This window comes from Cronobacter turicensis (genome assembly GCF_041222865.1).
Lineage (GTDB): Bacteria > Pseudomonadota > Gammaproteobacteria > Enterobacterales > Enterobacteriaceae > Cronobacter > Cronobacter turicensis.
In genome coordinates this window covers 3736511-3758026 of record NZ_CP165997.1, presented here as the reverse complement: position 1 = coordinate 3758026, position 21516 = coordinate 3736511, and the positions used below count along the sequence as shown (strand labels likewise).

Here is a 21516-nt window from a genome sequence, read left to right as displayed (position 1 = left end):
GTTTCACTATTTATGTCTGGCTTATTCTTAATCAGTCATCAGTCTGTGAACCCGATCCGTTGCCAGGTAAATTTCCACTTTTCACTTTCGAGCAAATGGCTAACACTTTGCGCTTAGGCGCGATTTCGTCATACTTAAATCCGAAATTAAGCGCTGCTTAATTTGTATTCCCGCCAGTGGCAATATGACCTGCGTCACACACTGCGTGTTTATGGCGCTTTACCCACCAAAGTTAGTACAAAAATCGGTCTGCACCGGCGCTTATCCTTATAAAGTTTTTGGTTTTCATGCCGAAACTCTCTCCATCTGTCGTATCGGGAAGAGAAACCATGTTAAACCGCATAAAAGTTGTAACCAGTTTGCTGTTTGTTCTGGCCCTGTTCGGTCTGTTGCAAATGGCTTCCGGTGGCCTGTTCTTTAATGCCATCAAAAGTGACAAGGAAAATTTTACGGTTCTGCAAACTATCCGCCAGCAGCAGTCCACGCTGAACGGTAGCTGGGTCGCGCTGATCCAGACCCGTAACACCTTAAACCGCGCCGGTATCCGTCACATGATGGATGCGAGCAACATTGGCAGCGGCGCCACGGTGCAGGAGTTGATGCAGATTGCCAGCAGCTCGCTGAAACAGGCGGAAACGCACTGGGCGGAGTACCAGGCCCTGCCGCGCGACCCGCGTCAGAGCGAAGAGTACGCGCAGGAGATCAAGCGTAACTACGACATCTATCACGGTGCGCTGGCGGAGCTGATTCAGCTGCTCGCGGCCGGGAAAATCAACGAATTCTTCGACCAGCCGACCCAGAAATATCAGGACGGTTTCGAAAAAGCCTACACCGAATATATGGCGCAGAACGACCGCCTGTATGACATCGCCGTGGAAGGCAGCAACAGCTCCTACAGCATGGCTATCTGGATCCTGGTCGGCGTGCTGGCCGTCGTGCTGGGCGTCATTGTCTGCGTCTGGTTCGGTATCCAGAATACCCTTATCGCCCCGCTGAACCGTCTTATCGACAGCATTCGCCATATCGCGGGCGGCGACCTGGCGCGTGAGATTGAGGTCGACGGCACGAACGAAATGGGCCAACTGGCCGCCAGCATTAAGCATATGCAGGGCGAACTGGTGCGTACCGTGGGTGAAGTGCGTAACGGCGCGGATGCGATTTACAGCGGCGCGAGCGAAATCTCTGCCGGTAACAATGATCTCTCTTCCCGTACTGAAGAGCAGGCCGCGTCTCTGGAAGAAACCGCCGCCAGCATGGAAGAGCTGACCGCCACCGTGAAACAGAACGCTGAAAACGCCCGCCAGGCGAGCCAGCTGGCGCTGAGCGCATCGGAAACCGCCCAGAAAGGCGGCAAAGTGGTGGATAACGTGGTGCAGACGATGCGCGACATCGCCGGCAGCTCCCAGAAGATTGCCGATATCACCAGCGTGATTGACGGCATCGCCTTCCAGACCAACATCCTGGCGCTGAACGCCGCGGTAGAAGCCGCGCGCGCGGGCGAACAGGGCCGCGGCTTCGCTGTGGTGGCAGGCGAAGTGCGTAACCTGGCGCAGCGTAGCGCCCAGGCGGCGAAAGAGATTAAAGGCCTTATCGAAGACTCCGTCAGCAAAGTGGACGTGGGCTCGACGCTGGTGGAAAGCGCCGGTGAAACCATGGGCGAGATCGTCAGCGCGGTTACCCGCGTGACCGACATTATGGGCGAAATCGCCTCTGCCTCTGACGAGCAGAGCCGCGGTATCGACCAGGTGGGCCTGGCCGTCGCCGAGATGGACCGCGTCACTCAGCAGAACGCCTCGCTGGTGGAGCAGTCCGCCGCCGCCGCCAGCGCGCTGGAAGAGCAGGCGAGCCGCCTGACGCAGTCCGTCGCCGTGTTCCGTATCAGCCAGCGCGCGCAAGACAAGCCGCGTAGCGTAAGCCCGGTTCTGGCAAGCGCCGCGCCGGTCGTTACCCAGAAGCCTGTCGTGGCTCAGGGCAGCGATAACTGGGAAACGTTCTAAGCGTTGTAATGTCATCAGCCCCCGTCGCTCACGCGGCGGGGGCTTTTTTTATGGCTGATATTCCGCGCGCAGACGCGCGCTGGAAAACGTGCGCCTGACCCGATGCATTTATATTAAGAATCGGTTAACGACTTCTATAATTTATCTGTTCAGTCAAACAATGAAACCGGGCGCCTCTCCTGCTGAGGCTTGCCTGGTCATGTTCAGCCCTCTTGTTAACGAACGGGATCCTCTGTGCGCATCGCAACCATTACCAACTTTGCCTATGGCGCGACGGTCGCGCTGACTCTCGCTTCCGGCGTGGTGCTGATGATGGCTTCCGACGCCGATAAGGCGGAGCGGGCGGCTGTGCGGCAAAGCGCGGCATTCGACAGGCTGACGGAAACGGTGGAGCAGGAAACCTACGCGCTGACCGAGCTGGCGCGCGTCTACGTGGTGGAGCGCAGGCCGGAAGATCTCGCGGCCTGGCGGGCGAAGAAAAGCCAGACCGATAAAGATGAAGCGCATCTGGCGCGGCTGCGTGATCTTGGCGCCGCGCCTGAGGAGCTGGAGCATTTACGCCAGGGCATCGCGCTGGCGCGCGAGCTTGAGGATGAACAGCACCAGGCGATGGAGGCGGTGGCGCGCGGCGATAACGCGCGCGCCCTGCAACTGATGTTTGGCGTGAACTATGAACGCGAGCTGGATCGGGTAGATTTTCAGTTCGCGCATTTCCGCAGCCTGCTGGATCAGCGCGCCGGCGCGACCATCCAGGCGGCGACGGACGCCTCGCTGCGGCTGCGCACGCTTTCAGAAATCATGGTGGCGCTGACGGCGCTGCTGTTTCTCTTTGTGCTCGGGTTTATCCTCAAGCGCCGTATTCTGCAGCCGGTGGTGAAGCTGAGCGATGTGGTCAACCGGCTGGCGACGCAGGATTACGCGGTGGAAGCGCCGCTGTTGCAGCAGGTGGATGAGATTGGCGACATGGCGCAGGCTATCCATGTGTTTCGTGAAAATGGCCTGGTGCGCCAGCGTCTGGAGCAGGAGCGCGACGCCGACTGGGCCATCCGGCGGCTGCTGTCGCGTATGACCCAGCGTCTGCAGGGCAGCGAGTCGCGCAGCGATATCATTGAGCTGGTGCGGCTGTTTGCGCCGCAAATCGCGCCGGGACTGGCGGGCAGGCTCTATGTGCTCGATGCGCGCGACCATCTGATGCTCTGCGCCGCCCGCTGGCTTGAGGCCTCCGGCGGCGACACGGCGTTTACGCCGGATGAATGCTGGGCGCTACGGCGCGGACAGACGCACAGCCCTGGCCGCGATCTGGTCGATATTCCTTGTAAGCATTTGCCGCCTGCGGCCGCCATGCGGGCCATCTGCGTGCCGCTTATCGCCCAGAATGAAACCATCGGGCTGCTGTCGTTTGAAAAAATCAGTGAGGAGCAGGAGCCGCCTTACGTCTATCTGGAGCTGATGGCCGAGACGCTGGCGCTGGCGCTCGCCAATCAGAAGCTGCGCGATGAGTTAACCGAAAAGGCGATGTTTGATTCGCTGACAGGTTTGCGCAACCGCTATCACCTGGAAGACGCGCTGCACGCCTGTATCAGCCAGGCGGAGGCGACCGGCTCGCCGGTGAGCTGCCTGATGATCGACATTGATTACTTCAAGGCGCTCAATGACCAGTATGGTCATGACGCGGGCGATGCGGTGCTGAAAGACGTGGCGCGAACTATCCGTACGGTGCCGGGCGATACGGCGCAGGTGTTTCGCTACGGCGGCGAAGAGTTTCTGGTGCTGCTGCCCGGCATGGCGCAGGCGCAGGCCCATGCGCTGGCCACCCGCATGCTGACGCAGGTGGGCGAGCTGTCGCTGCGCTATAACGGCCAGGAGCTTGGCCCGGTGTCGGTCTCTATTGGCCTCGCCACCTGGCCCGATCACGCACGGCGCGAAAGCCTGGTGAAGAACGCCGATATCGCGCTCTACCTTGCCAAAGAGATGGGCCGCTCGCGTATTGTGGTGGCGAACCGGCTCAAGCCAGGCGCCTGAGCGCGCGGCTGCGGTTAGTCTGAATTTCGCGGCGCGCAAAGAGTGGCGCAGGCGTGTGGACGTTGAAAAGTGTTACGCGAATTATCCGGCGCACGGGCTGCTGTTTCGCAAACACCTCCTTTTCCTTCCTATACTCATCCATTTACCACGATATATTTTCTGGCAGAATCCCCTTTTTGAGAGGCGGGCGCGCTGCTATTGACGCGGAGAGAGTACATGAAATTTCCTGGTATCCCGGAAAACGAAGAAGAGCGGCTGAAGTCGCTGTATATGATGGACCTGCTCGATACCAGGGATGACGAGCGTTTTGAGCGCTTAACGCGGGTGGCGAAAAAGCTGTTTCAGGTGCCGGTAGCGCTGATTAGCCTGCTCGATCGCGACCGCCAGTGGCTGCTGGCGTGTCAGGGGCTGAACACGCGCGAAACCACGCGCGACGTCTCGTTTTGCGGACATGCCATTTTGCAGGAGGGGCCGTTTATCGTGAATGATGCCCGTCTCGATGCGCGCTTTCATGATAATCCGCTGGTCACCGGCGAGCCGTTTATCCGTTTTTACGCGGGCTACCCGGTGCGTCTGCCGGACGGCGCGGTGGTCGGCACGCTCTGTATTATTGACGGCACGCCGCGCGATTTCAGCGACGAGGATATCGCCACGCTGAAAGACCTGGCGTTTATCGTCGAAGATGAGTTTCACGTGATCAGCATGGCGATGACCGACAGCCTGACCGGCATTCCGAATCGCCGCGGCTTTTACCGCAGCGGCGAAAAACGGTTTAGCGCGTTACAGGAGAACACCGAGCCATTCAGCATTCTCTATTTCGATCTTGACCGTTTTAAACCCATCAACGATTTGTGGGGCCACGCGGAGGGCGATGAAGTGCTGAAAGTGTTCGCCAGCCAGTTGCGCCAGCATCTGGGGCCGAAAGATATCGCCGGGCGGCTGGGCGGGGATGAATTTGCCGTGCTGTTGACCCGCGAGCGCGATACGCAGCCGTTTCTTAATAATCTGCGCGCGAGCCTGGACGCGCATAACCAGCGCGCCGGCAAGCCTTACAACATCAACTACTCGTATGGGATGCTGCATCGCGATTCGGGGAGTTACGATTCGCTGCTGGAGATGATCAAAGAGAGCGACAACGTGATGTATTCCGAGAAGCGCAGAAAGCGGATCGAGTAACGAGCGGGATCACCCGCTCGCGTTAATCACCTTGATGGATACCATGCCGATGCCAAGACGGCGTGGCGAATGGCCGAGAATGTTGCCTTCGTTGGTTGACTGCGGGTCCGGCGGCACAATCACCAGCGTGCTGCTGCGCGTCGGGTTCTCGAAATGCAGCGTGGTGGTGGAAACCTCATTGCCGAGCGTCAGCGTCTGTTCGCTGTCGCCCACTTTCACCGGCACCGGTTTCCCGGCGTTCGGGCCAAACGCTTTGGCGGTGATAACCAGATCGAATTTCTCCGGCAGGGGCTGGTTATATTCGATTTTCACTTCCTCGCCGAGCTGCGCGTTAGACCAGCGGCCCCAGGATTCCGGGCGGGAAATCCCGGAGAACTGTCTGACCTCTTCCGGCGCGCCCGCCACGTTGAAGATAAAGCTGTCGGCCTGATAGCGGATGTCGTTATCCATCACTTTGAGCGTTTCTACGTTGCGCTGGTAGCGCGCGGCGTCGATGACCGTATCGCGAAACGCCGCTTTGCCTTGCCACGTCGCTTTATCCACCCGCTGTACCTTCTGCTCGCCGCCAAGCTGGCCCTGCGAGACGCAGTAGTCGGTAGAGAGCGCCAGCGCGGGCGCCCACAGGCGCGCCATTTTGTAGCAGTTATCCACCCACAGGAAGTTATCGCGCGGGGCGAAATCCGCCAGCTGGAAGCGCAGCGGCGCGGAGTATTCGCTCTCCGGCAGCGGCTCGATACGTTTATCCGACACGCGCAGCAAAAGCGGCAGGCGGAAATGGCTGCCGGAGAAGGCGATGGTCTGTTTTTGCGTATCGACCGTGAAGCTGTCTATTTTCGACGGGAATTTCCACAGGCTGATGATATCGGGCTTCCACGCCAGCACTTTCGATTTCATATTCAGGAACACCGTCGAGAGCGACTGGCCGGAAAGGCTGCTGCGCCCGAGACCCAGATAGTTATCCCCGCCGAGAACATCCAGCACCGTCGCGCCGTTATCCATCGTGTTGCGCTTCACCGCGATCACATCCTGCTGCGGCTGGTCGCCGCGCAGAATAAAGAACAGGTTATTGCGATCCTGTTTGCTGAGATATTTATACGCGGTGTTGTTCATCGCCAGATGATCGGATGAGACCACGATGACGGTGTTTTTAAAATAGGGCGAGGCTTTGATTTTGTTGATAAGCGCCGCGACGTGCTCCTGGCTGCAGCTCACCGCGCTGAAAGACTGGTTCGGCTTGCCTTCAAACGGGTAGCTCTTACGTTTGCAGGTGCGCGACACGAAACCGTCCGGGTGGTGCGTGTCGACCGTCAGCGTAAAGAGTGAAAAGCGTTTACCCGCTTTTGACAGGGCTTCGTATTTTTTCCAGACCTCGTCCAGCACGGTGTCGTCATAGAAGCCCCAGTCGTTGCGATAGGCCGGGTCCGCCACCACGCCTTTTAGCTCCTCGGCGCCGTAAAGATGGTCGAAGCCGTGAGATTTCAGGAACACATCTTTTCCGGCAAAGCGCAGGTTCGCGCCCTGAATAAAGTAATTTTCATAGCCGGAGTTTTTCAGGATATCCCCAAGGCAAATGTTCTTCGGGAAGAAACTCGACATCGAGGCGGACGCGTTGCCCTCAAAGGGCGCGAAGAGCGGGATGCCGCACTGGGAGGCGACCATACCGGCGATGGTGTAGTCGGTGCCGGGCAGTTGCGCGGTGTGGCTGAAATCGATGCCTTCGTTTTTGAGCGCGCCCAGATCCGGCGTCAGGTTCGGGAATGCCTCGTCGTCAAAATAGGTGCGCTCCAGGCTCTCGCCGTAGATATAGACCAGGTTGAGCTGCGGGTTCTCGATGCGCTTTTGCGGCTCTTTATAGTACGCCGCGAAATCCGGACTGCCCTCGGCGGTCTGGGATTTCACCAGTTCCGTTATCTGGCGAAACGCCGGGCTGGCGTCCACCGAGGCGAGCGCCAGTATAAGCGCCGCGAAGCTGTAGCCGAAGTGATAAGGCAGATGGCGACGGCGGCGCAAAATCCACGTCAGCAGCCCGAAGACCGCCAGCAGCGCCGCGACCAGCCCGATGCCGGGCAGAATGTATTTACTGACGCCCGCGCCGGTAAGGCTGCTGGTCAGGGTATAGAGCACCGCGTCGGTAATGCCGTCGCCGGTGAAATAGTTGCTGGCGAGCAGCGTCAGATTCAGGATAACAAACAGCCCTAACACCACCAGGGTGGCGATAAACCACCAGGTGTTACGACCCGCCTTATAGGCGTAAATCGCCACGGAGGCGATAAAGAAAAGTACCGAAAGCCACTCTGACAACACCACATCCTCGCAGCGAAGGCGCCAGGCCCGTTGACGTTAAACCGCTTTTTTAAGGGCGAAATATAACTTTACTGTCATATTCGTACAATTTTAGCGTCATCTTTCTGTGGATCAGTTCAGACAAGGTTTAGAAATGCAAATTTTTGAACCGTGTCTCAACGCCTGTGGCGCGGCATAGCGCAGGGCGCGAGCGGGAAAAGGGTGTTTAGTAATGGACAGGGAGCAGAGACGGTGAAAAGCAGCTTCTTTTATGAAAATTTTATGACAGCGAAGATTTCACTGTAGTGGCATAAAAACGCAAGCGAGACGGCAGGGAAGGGGAGTGCCGGGGCGCAGAAAATGCGCCCCGTAAAAACGGCGTGGTTTAGTACTCTTTACCGGTGACGCGGCTGCGGTAGCTGTCCCAGTTGAAATTGACCCACAGGCTGTTGCCAAGGCGCATACGATCCATCACGCGCTCGCCGAGCAGTTTGGTCATCTCATCCATATTCTGGTTAGTCAGCATGCCGGTCGGTCGTTTGGATGATGAACGGCGATCCACCAGCTGGTTGATGATCACTTTCTCGTAGCGCGATTCGCTCTGCATACCGATCTCGTCGATCACCAGAAGATCAACGCTGCTCAGATCTTTTAAGAGCCGTTCTTCGCTGGTTTCGCGACTGCTGAAGGTGTCTTTCATGGCGGACATGATATCGGCGACGGTAATGATCATCACCGATTTGCCGCGCAGCAGCAGTTCATTACAGATGGCGGCGGCAAGATGGTTTTTGCCGGTGCCCGGTTTGCCTGCGAAGACAAAGCTCGCGATGTTATCGTCAAAGGCTTCGACATACTGGCGCGCTTTACTGAGGGCGTTCATCTGCCCGTCGTTTTCGACGCGGTAGTTATCGAACGAGCAGTTCTGATGCAGCGGACGAATGCCGGAACGGTTAAAGGTGCGCTGCATTTTCATCGCGCGGTTTTCACGCTCGATGGCCTCTGAGCGGATCCGCCCCTGCTCCTGCTGCCAGGCGATAAGCTCTTCGCCGGTTTTAAAGGCGGGCGTGACGTCGGGCGGCATCAGCCGCTTCAGGCGCATCATCAGGTCAGTGACGTTTTTCATCTTTACCCTCGAAAGCCGTCAGGAATATGGTCGTCCGGCTGCGCGATGGCGTTGACGTCGCGTCGGGCCGATGACGTAAAGGTGGCGCGGTTCATCTGAATGCTGCGCGCCAGCTTCTGCTGCCACTGGATGTGGTGGAAGACTTTGCCTTCCGCCTGCCAGTAGGCGACGAAGGAGGCCAGCTCTTCGCTGGTCACCGGCTGCGCCAGCGGGATGCCCCAGAGCGCGGCCATACGCTGAAATTCGGGATCGGGCTGCCAGCCCGGATACATGGCGAATTTGCCCATCGGCACCGGGACAGGCTGGGCGACGTCGTTGCCTTCGTCAAAAAATTGCGCTTCCAGCGCGACATCGGAGCGGGGCGCGGCGAGCTGTTTTTCCAGCGCCAGCAGTTCCGCCATGCGCGCCGGCGTCACGGCATAAAATGCGGGCGCATTGTTATCAAACACCGCCACGGCCCCACGTTCGGCGTGCGCCAGCGCGCTGCCGGGATTGCGCCGGAAGGCGTCAATATCAACGACATCTGGGGTCAGGATTCTGGAAGACATAAAACGTTCTCAATCAAAGCGTTATCAGACACTGGCGCATAAATGGCCAGCAGAGGCGATAATTCTTTCATAGTAGCATAGTCAGCGGCGGGGTTTGAGCTTATTGGCGCGCGGAAACGCACGTAAAAAAAGAGCGCGCCATGACATCTGGCGCGCTCCGCGTCCCCTGGTGAGGGCAGTTTCGTTTTTTTATTTTAAGCTTCCCCGTTAGCGGGGATAGCGTCAGGCAATGATGTTCAGTGTGACGTCGATGTTGCCGCGGGTCGCGTTAGAATACGGGCAGACAATATGCGCCGCATCGACCAGTTTCTGTGCTTCTGCCGCGTCCATCCCCGGCAGGTGAATATTCAGTTTCGCTTCGATGCCAAAACCGGTCGGCAGCGGGCCGATCCCGACTTCGCCTTCGATAAACGCGTCTTTCGGCATCGCGATTTTGTCGCGAGCGGCGACGAATTTCATCGCGCCCAGGAAGCAGGCGGAGTAGCCCGCGGCAAACAGCTGTTCCGGGTTGGTGACGTCGCCGCCCATGCCGCCCATCTCTTTCGGTACGCCCAGCTTCACATCCAGCACGCCGTCAGACGAGGTGGCGCGGCCGTCGCGGCCTCCGGTGGCTTTTGCTTTGGCACGGTAGATGACATTTTCTAAAGACATGCAATATTCCTTATTTAAGTTTTAGGCTATTTAATCGCGTGCTACTTATTTGGTGCTTTCACGCCATCCGGAGATGGCGTTTACGACTGATGCAGATTACGGCGTAAATCGTCGAGCTGAGCTTTAAGATCCAGCAAGGTGTCTTTGTCACACGCAGTGGCGCAGAGCACTGACCCCGGTATGCTGCGGGCCTCGGCCTTTAACTGCCGGCCTGCGTCAGTGAGCGTCACCATCACTTGTCGTTCATCCTGGCGCGAGCGCTGGCGCATCAGAAGCCCTGCCGTTTCCATCCGCTTTAACAGCGGCGTGAGCGTGGCGGAGTCCAGATACAGCCGCTCGCCAATCTCAGAAACCGTAACGTCGTCCTGCTCCCACAGCACCAGCATGACCAGATACTGCGGGTAGGTCAGCCCAAGCGGCGTCAGTAACTGGCGATAAATTTTATGCAGCGCCAGGTTTGTCGAGTAGAGCGCGAAGCAGAGCTGGTTGTCTAAATCCAGCGTGAGCCCGGCCGCGCCTTGTTCTTGTGTCGTCTTCATGTTTTCAATATAAGTAGTGCACGATTTAATTGCAAGTTAGTTTTTAACTGTTGCTGTGATAGGCGTTATACACGTGGACGTTTTCGATAGAGCCACAGGCCTGGCAGCGACAGTCCGATAGAGAGCGCGCCGACGGTTGAGGCTGCTTTAAGAAAGTTAGTCACCAGTGAGATCATTAACGCATCGGTGTAACCGAAGTGACTGATTTTCACGGCGGAGATCATCGCCGAATACGCCGAGATGCCGGGAAACATCGGGATCACCGCCGCGACGGTAAAGACTTTCGGGTGCGCCAGATACCAGCGCGACCACTGGATGCCAATGCAGCCAACCAGCATCGCCGACAGAAACGTGCCCCATTCGATATTCAGCCCCATCATTATCATCACGGTGCGCGAACCGTGACCGACGGCGCCCAGCAGCGCGCACCAGGGCAGAGCGCGGCGCGGTACGTTAAACACCATCGCAAAGCCCGCCGCCGGAATGGCGGAGAGCAGCATATCTTCCAGCATCAGCGTAATAATACGAATCACATCCATCCCCGAAGCCCCCATAACGCCATCGCCATAATTACCCCAATGCAGGTGGCGAGCGTCAGCAGGCTCGCCATCGCCCAGCGGGCGAGACCGGTATTTACATGACCTTTAAACATATCCGCCACCGCGTTGATGAGCGGAAACCCTGGCACCAGAAGCAGGACGCTCGCGGCCATCGCTACGGCGGAGGTACTGGCAAACGCCGGCAGCGCGAGCAGCAGGCCGGAGACGGTCGTCGCCACAAAAGCCGTCAGGCAGAAGTTGATTTGCGGATGGAGGTGGCGCTGCGTCAGCGCCTGGCGGACATACATCGCCAGCGTACTGGCGATAAACGTGACCAACGCGCCGTCCCAGCCGCCTTTATTCATTTTGCAGAAGCAGGCGCAGGAGAGGCCCACCATCAGCACCACCTGCCAGCGCGGGTAACGCAGGGGTTTGAGCTGCGAGAAGCGTTTCTCCACGTCGTGCCGGTCCAGCAGCTTATGTTCGGCCATGATGACGATGTGCTGCACTTCGGTCACCATGTGCATGTTGATGCCGCGATCGATGTTTTTCCGCGTCGTCGTCAGGCAGTGGTGATCTTTAATAGTCGTCAGGACAATCGCGTTGGCGGAAATGGAGCTCTCCACGCTGTCCATGCCCAGCGCGCGGCCAAGCCGTGTGGTGAGCTCTTCAATCAGCGCGCTTTCCGCGCCATGCTGTAATAAATAAAGCCCGCACTGAATACACAAACGGGTCACGTCCCGCTGCGCTAAAGCATCCGCTTCCATATCCGGTCCTGGTGAAAAAGGCGCCCGCGCGCCAGAAGTGTCCATTATTAACATGCGACGCGAGGCGAGGCCGTGGAGGCAGATCAAGCTTGCTGCATTTTGCAGCACGGTTTATGGGCGCGTGCGACGCGGATGGGCAGACACTGGCGCCAGTTTAAGCGGGGATGGCAGTCCGCATCCTTATTTACGCAATTAATTAAATGTACGCTGGCGACACGGTGAAATTAATTTAATCGATATTAACTTGGTGTCTATAAATAGACATTTTTTATCTTTTTACTATGAGAATATCCTTTAATCACTGGCGGCGTATTTTTCGCCTTTTTTGTCGTTGACAGTAAAATAAAGGGTTCATAGAATGCCGATGTTTACCCGGACGGGAAATTCTTTTTGTCCACTTATATACATTATCTGCATACGCTGTCTGCGCTGTTTTTTTCTTTATTTAGAGGTTGAGGTTTATTTTTATATCATCTCATAAATGATTTTTAAATATGTTTGGCCGGAAGGATATAACCGGAGGAAATATGTTACCAGGACGTTGCAAACAAGGCATTATCATTAGCCAGATCCCCGTTGTGCATACCGGGTTGGCGGCCATTATGAGCCGTCATTTTCCGGAAACCGAGCTTTATCACTACAACAGCAGCGCGGATATAACGCTGCCATTACTTAACCCGGTCGATATGGTGCTGGCCGAATTGCCCTGCGCACCGGAGGAGGCCCGCCGCGAATGTGAGGCTTACTATTCGCTGGTGGCGCAGGCGCCCGGCGTACACTGGATTTTCCTTGTGCCCGCCGCGTCGTTCAGTATGGCGGTACAACTGCTGATGCGCCCGGAGACGACGCTCCTTTCCACGGCGGAACCGGTAGAAGGCGTCGTTAACGCAGTTCAGCTCGGACGTGAAAAAGCCGAACGGGTAAGCCAGATGTTAGTAACGCCGCGTCAGGCGCAGGAAAAAGAACCTGCGGCAGCCGTGATGCTGACCACCTCTGAAAAACAAGTATTACGTCTGCTCGGTAAAGGCTGGGGAATAAATCAAATCGCCCAGATGCTGAAAAAAAGCAATAAAACCATCAGCGCGCAGAAAAACAGTGCCATGCGGCGCTTATCGTTGCGCGGCAATGCAGAAATGTATGCATGGATAAGCAGCTTGCAGGGTTTAAAGGAATTAAATTTGCTTTCATTACATAAGGAACAGGCTGAATGGAACACGGAGTCGAAAAACGAAACGTTGCGCTAATTGAAAAATGCGTAATGAGCGGCGAAGGAGTACGATCGCTGTTGCAGGTAAATAATTCGACGTCATGCCGCCTGGAAATATTCTCCGACCATCATGCGTTTATTCAGGCGCTGACATATCGCCACTTTTCCACTGTCATTTTTTCGCTAGAAGGTACGCGTGAGCACCGACGTGACTGTTTGCAGTTTGTCAGTGAAATGGCGAAAGCCTGGCCGCGCATGAAGCGTATTGTGATGGTCAATAACGTGAATGAGGCGAAACTGATAAGCCAGCTTTCTCCGACGCCGCTACAGGGGATTATTGATAAATCTGAGACGCTGTCGCGCTTTACCGATGAACTGATGTCCGCGATGAGCGATTCGGCCCGGGTGAGCGAATCGCCCCATAAAATCTGGTACGCCAGCCAGGGATCGCGGCTGTTGAGCCCGACCGAGCGGATTATCCTGCGCTACCTGACGGATGGCTATTCGGTGTCGCAGATTGCCTGCCGGCTGGAGCGCAATATCAAAACCATTCGCGCGCATAAATTTAATGCGATGCTCAAGCTCGGGGTACATACCGATGCCGGCTTGCTGAATGCGGCGGATATTCTTTTGCACCGCGCAGGTTTATTTTAAGCCTGCGGCAGGTGTGTCATCACAGGCAAACCTGACGGCGCGACGGGCGCCGGTCGGGCGTCACAGGCATCATTTACTGACAGACATCAACCCACTGCGCCTGGGTTAGTTCCGCCAGACGAGTCGGCGAAATACGCACGGCGCTGTGAATAGCGCCCGCAGCGGGCAGCACTTCGTCATACTGGCGCAGTGAAACATCGCAATAGACAGCCAGCGCGTTTTCCAGCCCAAACGGGCAGACGCCGCCGACCGGATGTCCGGTCCAGGTGACGACTTCATCGCAGCTCAGCATGCGAGCTTTCGCGCCGAACGTGGTTTTCAGCTTTTTGTTATCCAGCCGCGCGTCGCCTTTGGCGACCACCAGAATCACCTCATCTTTCACTTTCAGCGAAAGCGTTTTGGCTATCTGACCCGGTTCAACCTGATGGGCGGCGGCGGCCAGCGCGACGGTGGCGGTGCTCTGGTTGAGCTCAATGATTTCAATATCGGGGGCGTTTTCGACAAAAAATTGCCGCACGGATTCCAGACTCATTTATTTCTCCTGAAAATAGCTGTCCTAATCTGGCATACCGCACCAGGTTTTGTAAATTATCGGAAAAGCGCTTTTCTGCGGCTATCCGGCGTTTTCTGGATCTCCTTCACAATCAAAGAAACCGGTTACTGTAACCGGTTGCAGAGCAGCCATAGCGGATTAATACTGGTTAAGTAACCTCCCTCTGTAACCAATAATAAGAGCCGTCTATGAAACCTTTCTTTCTCAGTTACGCCGCTGGCAAGGCAGTTAATCACCGTTGCAGCCCGGAAGATTTCACTGCGCAGGAAGCAGAGACACGCACCCGGTTACGGTTTTCAGTTCAATGGATTATGGGATGATGCGCGTCGGCTTTTCGCCGCGTATTCACGTTGATTGCCTGACAGGAGACCGCCATGTCTGCCAACCATGCTGCCTTTGATGTGATATTTCGCTTTGTTGAAAACTATGTCAGCCCGATAGCTTCCCGCATTTCCGCGCAGCGCCATGTCATGGCCATTCGCGACGGGTTTATCTCCGCCATGCCATTTATGATTGTCGGCTCGTTTTTACTGGTGTTCGCTTACCCGCCTTTTTCACCGGACACTACGCTGGGCTTTGCCCGCGCGTGGCTGGATCTGGCGAAACAGTTTGAAGGGCAGATCCTCACGCCGTTTGATATGACGATGGGGATCATGTCTCTCTACATCTGCGCCGCTATCGCCTATAACCTCGGCAAACACTACGTGAAGTCGCATCAGCTGGACCCTTTCATGTGCGCGATGCTGTCGCTGATGGCGTTTATGCTGGTGGCCGCGCCGAAAACCAAAGGGACGCTGCCAGTAGACAGCCTCGGCGGCACGGGAATTTTCACCGCGATTCTGGTAGCGATTTATTGTGTGGAGATGATGCGCTTTCTGAAGGCGCATAACATCGGCATACGTCTGCCGGACCAGGTGCCGCCGATGATTAAAAACTCCTTCGATCTGCTGATCCCGGTGCTGGTGGTCGTACTGACGCTTTATCCGCTGAGCCTGTTTATCCAGGCGCAATTCGACCTGCTGATCCCGCAGGCGATCATGGCTATCTTCAAGCCGCTGGTCTCAGCGGCCGATTCGCTGCCCGCTATTCTGTTGGCAGTGCTGATTGGGCATCTGCTGTGGTTTGCGGGTATTCACGGCGCGGCGATTGTCTCCGGCATGCTGCAAATGTTCTGGCTGACCAACCTCGGGATTAACCAGACGGCGCTTGCGCAAAGCGCGCCGCTGCCGCACATCTTTATGGAAGCGTTCTGGACCTTCTTTATTGTGATTGGCGGCTCGGGGGCGACGATGGGGCTGGTGTTCTGCTATCTGCGAAGCCGTTCCGCGCATCTGCGCTCGATAGGGCGTCTGAGTATCGTGCCCAGCATTTTCAACATCAATGAGCCGGTGATTTTCGGCACGCCCATCGTAATGAACCCGGTTTTCTTTATTCCGTTTCTGCTGGCCCCGATGCTGAACGCGGTGCTGGCCTGGGCGGCGATGAAATTTGATTTAATCGGACGCGTGATTTCTGTTGTTCCGTGGACCGCGCCTGCGCCGATCGGCGCGGCCTGGGCGTTGGGCTGGGATTTCCGCGCCGCGTTGCTGGTGATTGCGCTTGCGGTGGTGTCGGCCATCATTTACTTCCCGTTCTTTAAAGTCTACGAGAAACAGTTGCTGGCGCAGGAAGCGGAAGAGGCGCTGAAGGAGGCGCAAGGGTCCGGCGAACAGGCGGCCTGATGAGAACACGGCGGGGAGACCCGCCGTTGACTATTTGAGCGTACAGTCGCCGCACTGCTGCACGTCAGGCAGCTTATAGCGCTGGCAGCAGGTGCGGCGCACCAGTAATCCTTCGCGCAGCACCACGGTGCGAAACAGCGGATTTTGCTGTCCATTCAGCAACGTTTTGTCGAAAAAGCAGCTCTGGCGCAGCGCGTTAACGGTCTCTTCGCCGAGCCAGTCTCGCCATTCGCCAAAACACCAGTTAATGAGATAACCGGTATTGCTCCAGATAAGCTTGCCGTTAATATCGCCGGAGGCTTCCAGCGCTTCAACGACCGGCGTTATAACATCCAGCAGCAGCTTCTCCAGCCGTTCGCGCGCCGAAAGGGTGGTTGCGCGGGCAGCTTCTTCCACCGTCAAATAAAAGCAGGCCGCGCGGCCCGTTTCGTGAAACTCGACCGCGAGATTCTCTTCACTCAGATCCAGCGCCTGCGGCTGCGTCAACAGCGCCAGCATCAGCGGCGGCACCAGCAAGCCCAGATACCACTGCGCCCAGAGCGATTTCAGCGGTTTATTTTCACGTACCGCGCCCGGCTGATTGCGGTAGATGTGATCGGAGTAGAGCGCCATTAAGGTGGCGAGCGTCGAAGGCTGCGACCATTCGCTAAAGCTCAGCGCCGCAGAAGGCGGCGTTTCGTCCAGCTTCATGATGTCGTGAAAATGCGCGCGGTGCGTCGTAAACGCGTCACGCAGACGCAACGCCAGCGTCGAAGGCGGACGATGCAGCGGAGCGCGCCAGAGTAATTCATCAACAGCGTGAAGAGAGCGATAAGCCATAGCGTTTTTTGAACAGCAAATCTAAATGATAATGATTGCCAATCCTAACTATAGGCTGAAACGATAGCAAGTTCTTTGACCAGAAACCCGGCGCCGCCGCGCCTGAGTTCAGGCGGCGCGACGGGCGTCGTGGTACAGAATGTGGTTGCGGCCTTTATCTTTAGCGGCGTAGAGCGCTTCATCGGCGCGGCGCAGCGCGTCGTCAATATCGCCATTTTCCAGCGGCGCGATACCGATGCTCAGGGTGACGTTGGTCGCCACGCTTTCATTAAACATATGCGGAATACGCAGATCGTAAACCCGCTGGCGAATGCGTTCGGCTGCAAGGCGCGCACGCGCTTCATCCGCCTCGGTTAATAACACCATAAATTCTTCGCCGCCATAACGGGTGACAATATCACGTGAGCGCACGGCATCGCGGATCGCCGCCGAGACACGCGTCAGCGCCTGGTCGCCCATCATATGGCCGTAATGATCGTTATAGGCTTTGAAATGGTCGATATCCATCAGCAGTACAAACAGTTGTCCGGCGTCGGGCGGCAGATTATCGAAGCGGTTCTGAAAGCCGCGGCGGTTACAGAGGCCGGTCAGCGGATCCATCATGCTGAGATCGTTGAGGGTCGCTTTTTCGTCTATTAACTTTTGCACCATTTTACGGGCGGAAATATCGCTGCGACTGGCGATGAAGTGCCGGATAACCAGCCCTACAAAGGGCAGGATCAATGTATAAGCATAAAGAACAGGATGCTGGGCTTTATCCAGCCACAGGATCGTAGCGGTAACCGGCACGCAAAACGCGATAAACGGACCGGGCATATTTATAAAGGACAGCGCGGCAATAAACAGCGTGCCGAGTAAAGTAATAAGCAGGCAGGTACCGTCGTGAAAAACGCACCACGGACTTTTCAGCCAGATATTTACCGACCATAACGCGCCCGTGATTAGCGCTGTCAGGTAAGTCGCCTTCAGACTAAAAACGCGCGTTCTCGCGGGCAGTAGCAGGGCGCCGCACAGCCCGATGACACCCAAGGCAGGCCAGGGAATATGCGGATAATGGTAAAGCGGATCCACGAGATTAAACAGCGCGGAAAAAAGATTAAGAAACAGAAAGAGTTTCAGGGAGAGCTGATATTTTTCTTCCGTCAGGGCTCGCCAGTTATTTGCAGTCATATCCATTGGTGACTTATTTAGCGCTATCAGGTTTTTATAAAAGCCGGATAAAACAGAGGCTTATTATACCGCGAAACAGGGAGTAAGAATTTTCTTAACCAGAGCGGCTAATTTATCACCTTCATTCCGGTATGTCATTATCTCTTAACTTAAGTAAAGCGACGCTAAACTCATATCCGCTGACAAATGAGAATTTATATCATATGATATTGTTTATCATTATCGATACGAGAGGCGAAACGATGTTGTACAGGCGACTGGAAAGTGGTTGGGCCGTCATTTTGCCAGGCACGCTGGTGGCGATGCTGGCCTGGAAGGAACTGAGCTGGGAGGCGTGGCGCGGCATTATTATACTGGCGCTGCTGGCGACTGTCGGCATGCTCTATCATCCACGCCTGCGACATTATGTGTTACTGCCGTCCTGCATCGCTTTCGCCAGCGGATTAATGCTGATCGTATCGCATCTGCATCTGGCGCTGAACTAAGACAAGCACGGGAAAACGGTTGAGGAATAACGAGAAATAAACCCAGGGAAAAGCAGAGGGAAGCAGAAGAAGTGATAAAAGAAGTGGTGCGAGGGGGGGACTTGAACCCCCACGTCCGAAGGACACTAACACCTGAAGCTAGCGCGTCTACCAATTCCGCCACCTTCGCACTGTCTCTTTTATCGTATCGCCATCGCATTGGTGCGAGGGGGGGACTTGAACCCCCACGTCCGAAGGACACTAACACCTGAAGCTAGCGCGTCTACCAATTCCGCCACCTTCGCGCAGTGCGAGCGATACTTTCTTGCGTGGTCTTTGGTGCGAGGGGGGGACTTGAACCCCCACGTCCGAAGGACACTAACACCTGAAGCTAGCGCGTCTACCAATTCCGCCACCTTCGCATACCAGCAATACCGGGAAGTATTGCAACCACGGAGGCGCATTCTAGATGTTTTCTGGACTTCGTCAACACTTAATTGCATGCCGCTTTTCTGAATGGTGCAAAAAGCGGCATTCGACGCGTGAACAGGCTTAACGCTTCGCGTTGCGGCCCATTACGGCGCGATAAACCTTAAAGCGGCCGGTTTGCGCCAGCACTTCGTGGTTGCCGAAGGTTTCGTCCAGCACATTGGGATAGGGCAGAAACGCGTTGGCCACAATACGCAGCTCGCCGCCGATATTCAGATGGCGTACAGCGCTGCGGATAAGCGTCTGCGCGGCTTCAAAACTGGTCTCCATGCCATCGTGGAACGGCGGGTTGGAGATAATCATGTCGAAGCGGCCTTTGATTTCCGAGAAGACGTTGCTCGCGATGACTTCGCCTTCAAAACCGTTCGCGGCAAGCGTCGCGCGGCTCGCCTCTACCGCAGGCGCGCTCACGTCGCACAGGGTCAGTCGCACTTTCGGCGAATGGCTCGCCAGCACCGCCGCCAGCACGCCCGTGCCGCAGCCGACATCCAGCACTTTGCCTTTGGTATGTGGCGAAAGGGTTGAGAGAAGTAGATCGCTGCCGACATCCAGCCCGTCGCGGCTGAAGACGCCCGGCAGGGTTTTGATGGTCAGCTCATCGACCTGATATTCGCCCCACCAGCCGTCGGCATTGAATTCCGGCTGTTTTTCGAGACGGCCATGATAAAGCCCGCAGCGGCGCGCGCTGTCGATTTTATTCAGCGGACAATAGGCTTCGAGCATCGCCTCGGCGCTGCGTACGCCGCTGCGGTTTTCGCCGACGACGAAAATATCGGTGCCGACCGGCAGCAGCGACAGCAGATTCATCAGCTGGAACTGGGCTTCCGGTTTGTTCTTCGGCCAGTAGTAAATAAGGGTATCGCTGTCCGCCACGATATCGGCGTCGGCGACCAGGCCGTAGCGCGCGTTATCGCCCATCGGCTTGCTCAGCACCTGCCAGTGGTGGAACTGCTGCGTATGCGCGCGGCTTTGCGCGGTATCAAAACGCGCCGGCAGGTCATCCTGCATATCGCCGGCAAACAGAACGCGGCTTTCGGTAAAATCATCACTGTGGCGCAGCAGAACTTCGCTTGCCGGGGAAAAACCAGACATGAAACACTCCTTCGGAAACTTGAGGGGCGATTATAGTGGTTTGTTGGCGCATGTTCGACGGATTTGCTATATTTGCGCCCCTTCGGCACTGATTCAGGCATCCCTATGACATCCCGACGAGACTGGCGATTACAGCAACTGGGCATTACCCAGTGGGTATTGCGTCGACCCGCCGCGCTGCTGGGTGAAATCGCCATTGTGCTGCCTCCTCATATCCGCCTGGTCATGGTGGCCGCCGAGCCGCCGCCGCTTGCACAGCCGTTCATTAAAGATGTGCTGCGCGCGCTGGCGCTTACTGCCGACCAGGTGATGCAGTTAACCCCCGATCGCGTGGCGATGCTGCATGACGCCCACTGCAACAGCTGGTGTCTGGGCGTGGACGCGACGCCTGAGTTGCCCGGTATCCGGCTGGTGACGCCGGGGCTGGAAACGCTACAGCGCAGCGGCCCGGCGCGCGCCGATCTCTGGCAACAAATTTGCGAGCATGAAGATGATTTCCTTACTCCAGAGCGCTGATCTGGCGGCGGCGTTCGCGATTGAACAGCGCGCCCATGCGTTTCCCTGGAGCGAAAAAACCTTCGCCAGCAACCAGGGCGAGCGCTATCTGAATCTGCGCCTTGATGTCGACGGTAAAATGGCCGCGTTTGCGATTACCCAGGTCGTGCTGGATGAAGCCACGCTGTTTAATATCGCGGTCGACCCGGCGTTTCAGCGTCGCGGCCTTGGCCGTGCGCTGCTTCTGCATCTTATCGAGGCGCTGGAGACGCGCGGCGTGCTGACGCTCTGGCTCGAAGTGCGCGCCTCGAATCACGCGGCGCGCGCGCTCTATGAAAGCCTGGGCTTTAACGAGGCGACGATTCGCCGCAACTATTACCCGACGTCCGACGGGCGCGAAGACGCCATCATCATGGCGCTACCGTTGGGCTGATAATCAAGAAAGGTGACGTAATGAAGTGGGACTGGATTCTTTTTGACGCTGACGAAACGCTGTTTACTTTCGACGCCTTTGGCGGCCTGCAGCGCATGTTCCTGGACTACAGCGTAACGTTTACCGAACAGGATTTTCACGACTACCAGGCCGTGAATAAGCCGCTATGGGTCGATTACCAGAACGGCGCTATCAACGCGTTACAGCTGCAGCACCAGCGTTTTCAGGGCTGGGCCGATCGCCTGAGCGTGCCGGCAGGCGATCTGAACAGCGCGTTTTTAAACGCGATGGCGGAGATCTGCGCGCCGCTGCCAGGGGCGGCGTCGCTGCTGGAATCGCTCAAGGGCAAAGTAAAGCTTGGCATCATTACTAACGGCTTCACGGCGCTTCAGCAGATCCGTCTTGAGCGCACCGGTTTTCGCGACTATTTTGATTTACTGGTTATCTCTGAACAGGTCGGCGTGGCGAAACCCGCCCCGGAAATCTTCGACTATGCGCTGGAGAAAATGGGCAATCCCGATCGCTCGCGCGTGCTGATGGTGGGCGACACGGCGGAATCCGATATTCTGGGCGGCATCAACGCCGGGCTCGCGACCTGCTGGCTTAACCACCACGGACGCACGCTGCCGGAAGATATCGCCCCGACCTGGCAGGTCACCTCGTTAAGTGAACTGGAGCAACTGCTGTGTAAACAATGATTGTCTGACCCTGGCAGATGGGTAAAATAGCCGCATTTTTCGCTCACTCGCCGCGTGGCGCCTGGCCGCGCGCTTA

Annotated in this window: 21 protein-coding genes and 3 tRNA genes; 10 read left to right on the top strand and 14 right to left on the bottom strand. The window is 56.7% G+C overall.

Going from position 1 to position 21516, the window contains the following annotated elements; genetic code table 11:
• Positions 1-329: 329 nt before the first annotated feature.
• The 3 genes from tsr to AB8W27_RS17915 all read left to right on the top strand — a co-directional run bounded on the left by tsr (position 330) and on the right by AB8W27_RS17915 (position 5195).
• A complete protein-coding gene (gene tsr, locus AB8W27_RS17925; RefSeq protein ID WP_012815164.1) occupies positions 330-1997 on the top strand; it encodes a methyl-accepting chemotaxis protein in 1668 nt (555 codons plus the stop codon).
• 234 nt (positions 1998-2231) lie between these two features.
• Positions 2232-4019 carry a sensor domain-containing diguanylate cyclase gene (locus AB8W27_RS17920; protein ID WP_012815165.1) on the top strand — a complete coding sequence of 596 codons (1788 nt, stop codon included), beginning with the start codon at positions 2232-2234 and terminating at the stop codon, positions 4017-4019.
• A 216-nt stretch (positions 4020-4235) separates the two neighbouring features.
• Positions 4236-5195 (top strand): diguanylate cyclase, encoded by a 960-nt coding sequence (locus AB8W27_RS17915; protein ID WP_041923152.1) that lies wholly within the window; start codon positions 4236-4238, stop codon positions 5193-5195.
• Positions 5196-5204: 9 nt separating this feature from the next.
• Here AB8W27_RS17915 and opgB read toward each other — a convergent pair whose 3' ends face one another.
• The 7 genes from opgB to AB8W27_RS17880 form a co-directional block, all read right to left on the bottom strand.
• Positions 5205-7496 (bottom strand): phosphatidylglycerol--membrane-oligosaccharide glycerophosphotransferase, encoded by a 2292-nt coding sequence (gene opgB / locus AB8W27_RS17910; protein WP_012815167.1) that lies wholly within the window; start codon positions 7494-7496, stop codon positions 5205-5207.
• A gap of 367 nt (positions 7497-7863) precedes the next feature.
• On the bottom strand, positions 7864-8601 hold the full coding sequence (gene dnaC / locus AB8W27_RS17905; protein WP_007767201.1) for a DNA replication protein DnaC: 738 nt from the start codon (positions 8599-8601) through the stop codon (positions 7864-7866).
• A gap of 2 nt (positions 8602-8603) precedes the next feature.
• Positions 8604-9149 (bottom strand): primosomal protein DnaT, encoded by a 546-nt coding sequence (dnaT, locus tag AB8W27_RS17900; RefSeq protein ID WP_012815170.1) that lies wholly within the window; start codon positions 9147-9149, stop codon positions 8604-8606.
• A gap of 222 nt (positions 9150-9371) precedes the next feature.
• Complete coding sequence (locus tag AB8W27_RS17895) at positions 9372-9800, bottom strand: organic hydroperoxide resistance protein (protein WP_007767203.1); 429 nt, start codon at positions 9798-9800, stop codon at positions 9372-9374.
• 80 nt (positions 9801-9880) lie between these two features.
• A complete protein-coding gene (locus AB8W27_RS17890; protein WP_041923153.1) occupies positions 9881-10339 on the bottom strand; it encodes a MarR family winged helix-turn-helix transcriptional regulator in 459 nt (152 codons plus the stop codon).
• Positions 10340-10404: 65 nt separating this feature from the next.
• Positions 10405-10878, bottom strand: coding sequence for a threonine/serine exporter (locus AB8W27_RS17885; protein ID WP_007767205.1), 474 nt, complete (start codon positions 10876-10878; stop codon positions 10405-10407).
• Positions 10869-11645 (bottom strand): threonine/serine exporter ThrE family protein, encoded by a 777-nt coding sequence (locus AB8W27_RS17880; RefSeq protein ID WP_012815172.1) that lies wholly within the window; start codon positions 11643-11645, stop codon positions 10869-10871. Before AB8W27_RS17880 ends, AB8W27_RS17885 begins: the two co-directional genes overlap by 10 nt.
• A 527-nt stretch (positions 11646-12172) precedes the next feature.
• Here AB8W27_RS17880 and AB8W27_RS17875 point away from each other — a divergent pair.
• Both AB8W27_RS17875 and bglJ read left to right on the top strand, forming a co-directional pair.
• Complete coding sequence (locus AB8W27_RS17875; RefSeq protein ID WP_012815173.1) at positions 12173-12889, top strand: LuxR C-terminal-related transcriptional regulator; 717 nt, start codon at positions 12173-12175, stop codon at positions 12887-12889.
• Positions 12853-13506 carry a DNA-binding transcriptional activator BglJ gene (gene bglJ, locus AB8W27_RS17870; protein ID WP_041923154.1) on the top strand — a complete coding sequence of 218 codons (654 nt, stop codon included), beginning with the start codon at positions 12853-12855 and terminating at the stop codon, positions 13504-13506. The genes AB8W27_RS17875 and bglJ overlap by 37 nt, the downstream gene beginning before the upstream one ends.
• Positions 13507-13579: 73 nt before the next feature.
• Here bglJ and AB8W27_RS17865 read toward each other — a convergent pair whose 3' ends face one another.
• The gene (locus AB8W27_RS17865; RefSeq protein ID WP_007767211.1) at positions 13580-14038 is read right to left on the bottom strand and encodes a YbaK/EbsC family protein; all 459 of its coding nucleotides are present in this window, start codon (positions 14036-14038) and stop codon (positions 13580-13582) included.
• Positions 14039-14433: 395 nt separating this feature from the next.
• On the opposite strand from AB8W27_RS17865, the gene AB8W27_RS17860 reads away from it, so the two are divergent.
• Positions 14434-15780, top strand: coding sequence for a PTS cellobiose transporter subunit IIC (locus AB8W27_RS17860; protein ID WP_012815175.1), 1347 nt, complete (start codon positions 14434-14436; stop codon positions 15778-15780).
• 30 nt (positions 15781-15810) lie between these two features.
• Here AB8W27_RS17860 and fhuF read toward each other — a convergent pair whose 3' ends face one another.
• Together fhuF and AB8W27_RS17850 are read right to left on the bottom strand one after the other, a co-directional pair.
• Entirely contained in the window at positions 15811-16599 is a 789-nt protein-coding gene (fhuF, locus tag AB8W27_RS17855) for a siderophore-iron reductase FhuF (protein ID WP_041923155.1), read from the bottom strand.
• A gap of 108 nt (positions 16600-16707) precedes the next feature.
• A complete protein-coding gene (locus AB8W27_RS17850) occupies positions 16708-17775 on the bottom strand; it encodes a sensor domain-containing diguanylate cyclase (protein WP_041923156.1) in 1068 nt (355 codons plus the stop codon).
• A gap of 197 nt (positions 17776-17972) precedes the next feature.
• Here AB8W27_RS17850 and AB8W27_RS17845 point away from each other — a divergent pair, with 197 nt between their 5' ends.
• Positions 17973-18254 carry a DUF1435 domain-containing protein gene (locus AB8W27_RS17845; protein WP_041923157.1) on the top strand — a complete coding sequence of 94 codons (282 nt, stop codon included), beginning with the start codon at positions 17973-17975 and terminating at the stop codon, positions 18252-18254.
• Between the two features lie 84 nt (positions 18255-18338).
• Here the strand turns inward: AB8W27_RS17845 and AB8W27_RS17840 are convergent.
• The 4 genes from AB8W27_RS17840 to rsmC form a co-directional block, all read right to left on the bottom strand.
• Positions 18339-18423, bottom strand: a tRNA-Leu gene (locus AB8W27_RS17840).
• 30 nt (positions 18424-18453) lie between these two features.
• Positions 18454-18538 (bottom strand) — tRNA-Leu (locus tag AB8W27_RS17835).
• 32 nt (positions 18539-18570) lie between these two features.
• Positions 18571-18655: transfer RNA gene (locus AB8W27_RS17830), tRNA-Leu, on the bottom strand.
• A gap of 130 nt (positions 18656-18785) precedes the next feature.
• Entirely contained in the window at positions 18786-19814 is a 1029-nt protein-coding gene (gene rsmC / locus AB8W27_RS17825) for a 16S rRNA (guanine(1207)-N(2))-methyltransferase RsmC (protein WP_012815179.1), read from the bottom strand.
• Between the two features lie 105 nt (positions 19815-19919).
• Between rsmC and AB8W27_RS17820 the strand changes: the two genes are divergently transcribed.
• From AB8W27_RS17820 to yjjG, 3 genes are read left to right on the top strand one after another with little or no spacing between them, the layout of a single operon-like run.
• Positions 19920-20330 (top strand): DNA polymerase III subunit psi, encoded by a 411-nt coding sequence (locus AB8W27_RS17820; protein ID WP_012815180.1) that lies wholly within the window; start codon positions 19920-19922, stop codon positions 20328-20330.
• Positions 20299-20742: a ribosomal protein S18-alanine N-acetyltransferase gene (rimI, locus tag AB8W27_RS17815; protein ID WP_041923158.1), complete on the top strand. Its 444-nt coding sequence runs from the start codon at positions 20299-20301 to the stop codon at positions 20740-20742. The genes AB8W27_RS17820 and rimI overlap by 32 nt, the downstream gene beginning before the upstream one ends.
• Before the next feature lie 20 nt (positions 20743-20762).
• A complete protein-coding gene (yjjG, locus tag AB8W27_RS17810) occupies positions 20763-21440 on the top strand; it encodes a pyrimidine 5'-nucleotidase (protein ID WP_012815182.1) in 678 nt (225 codons plus the stop codon).
• Positions 21441-21516: the final 76 nt, after the last annotated feature.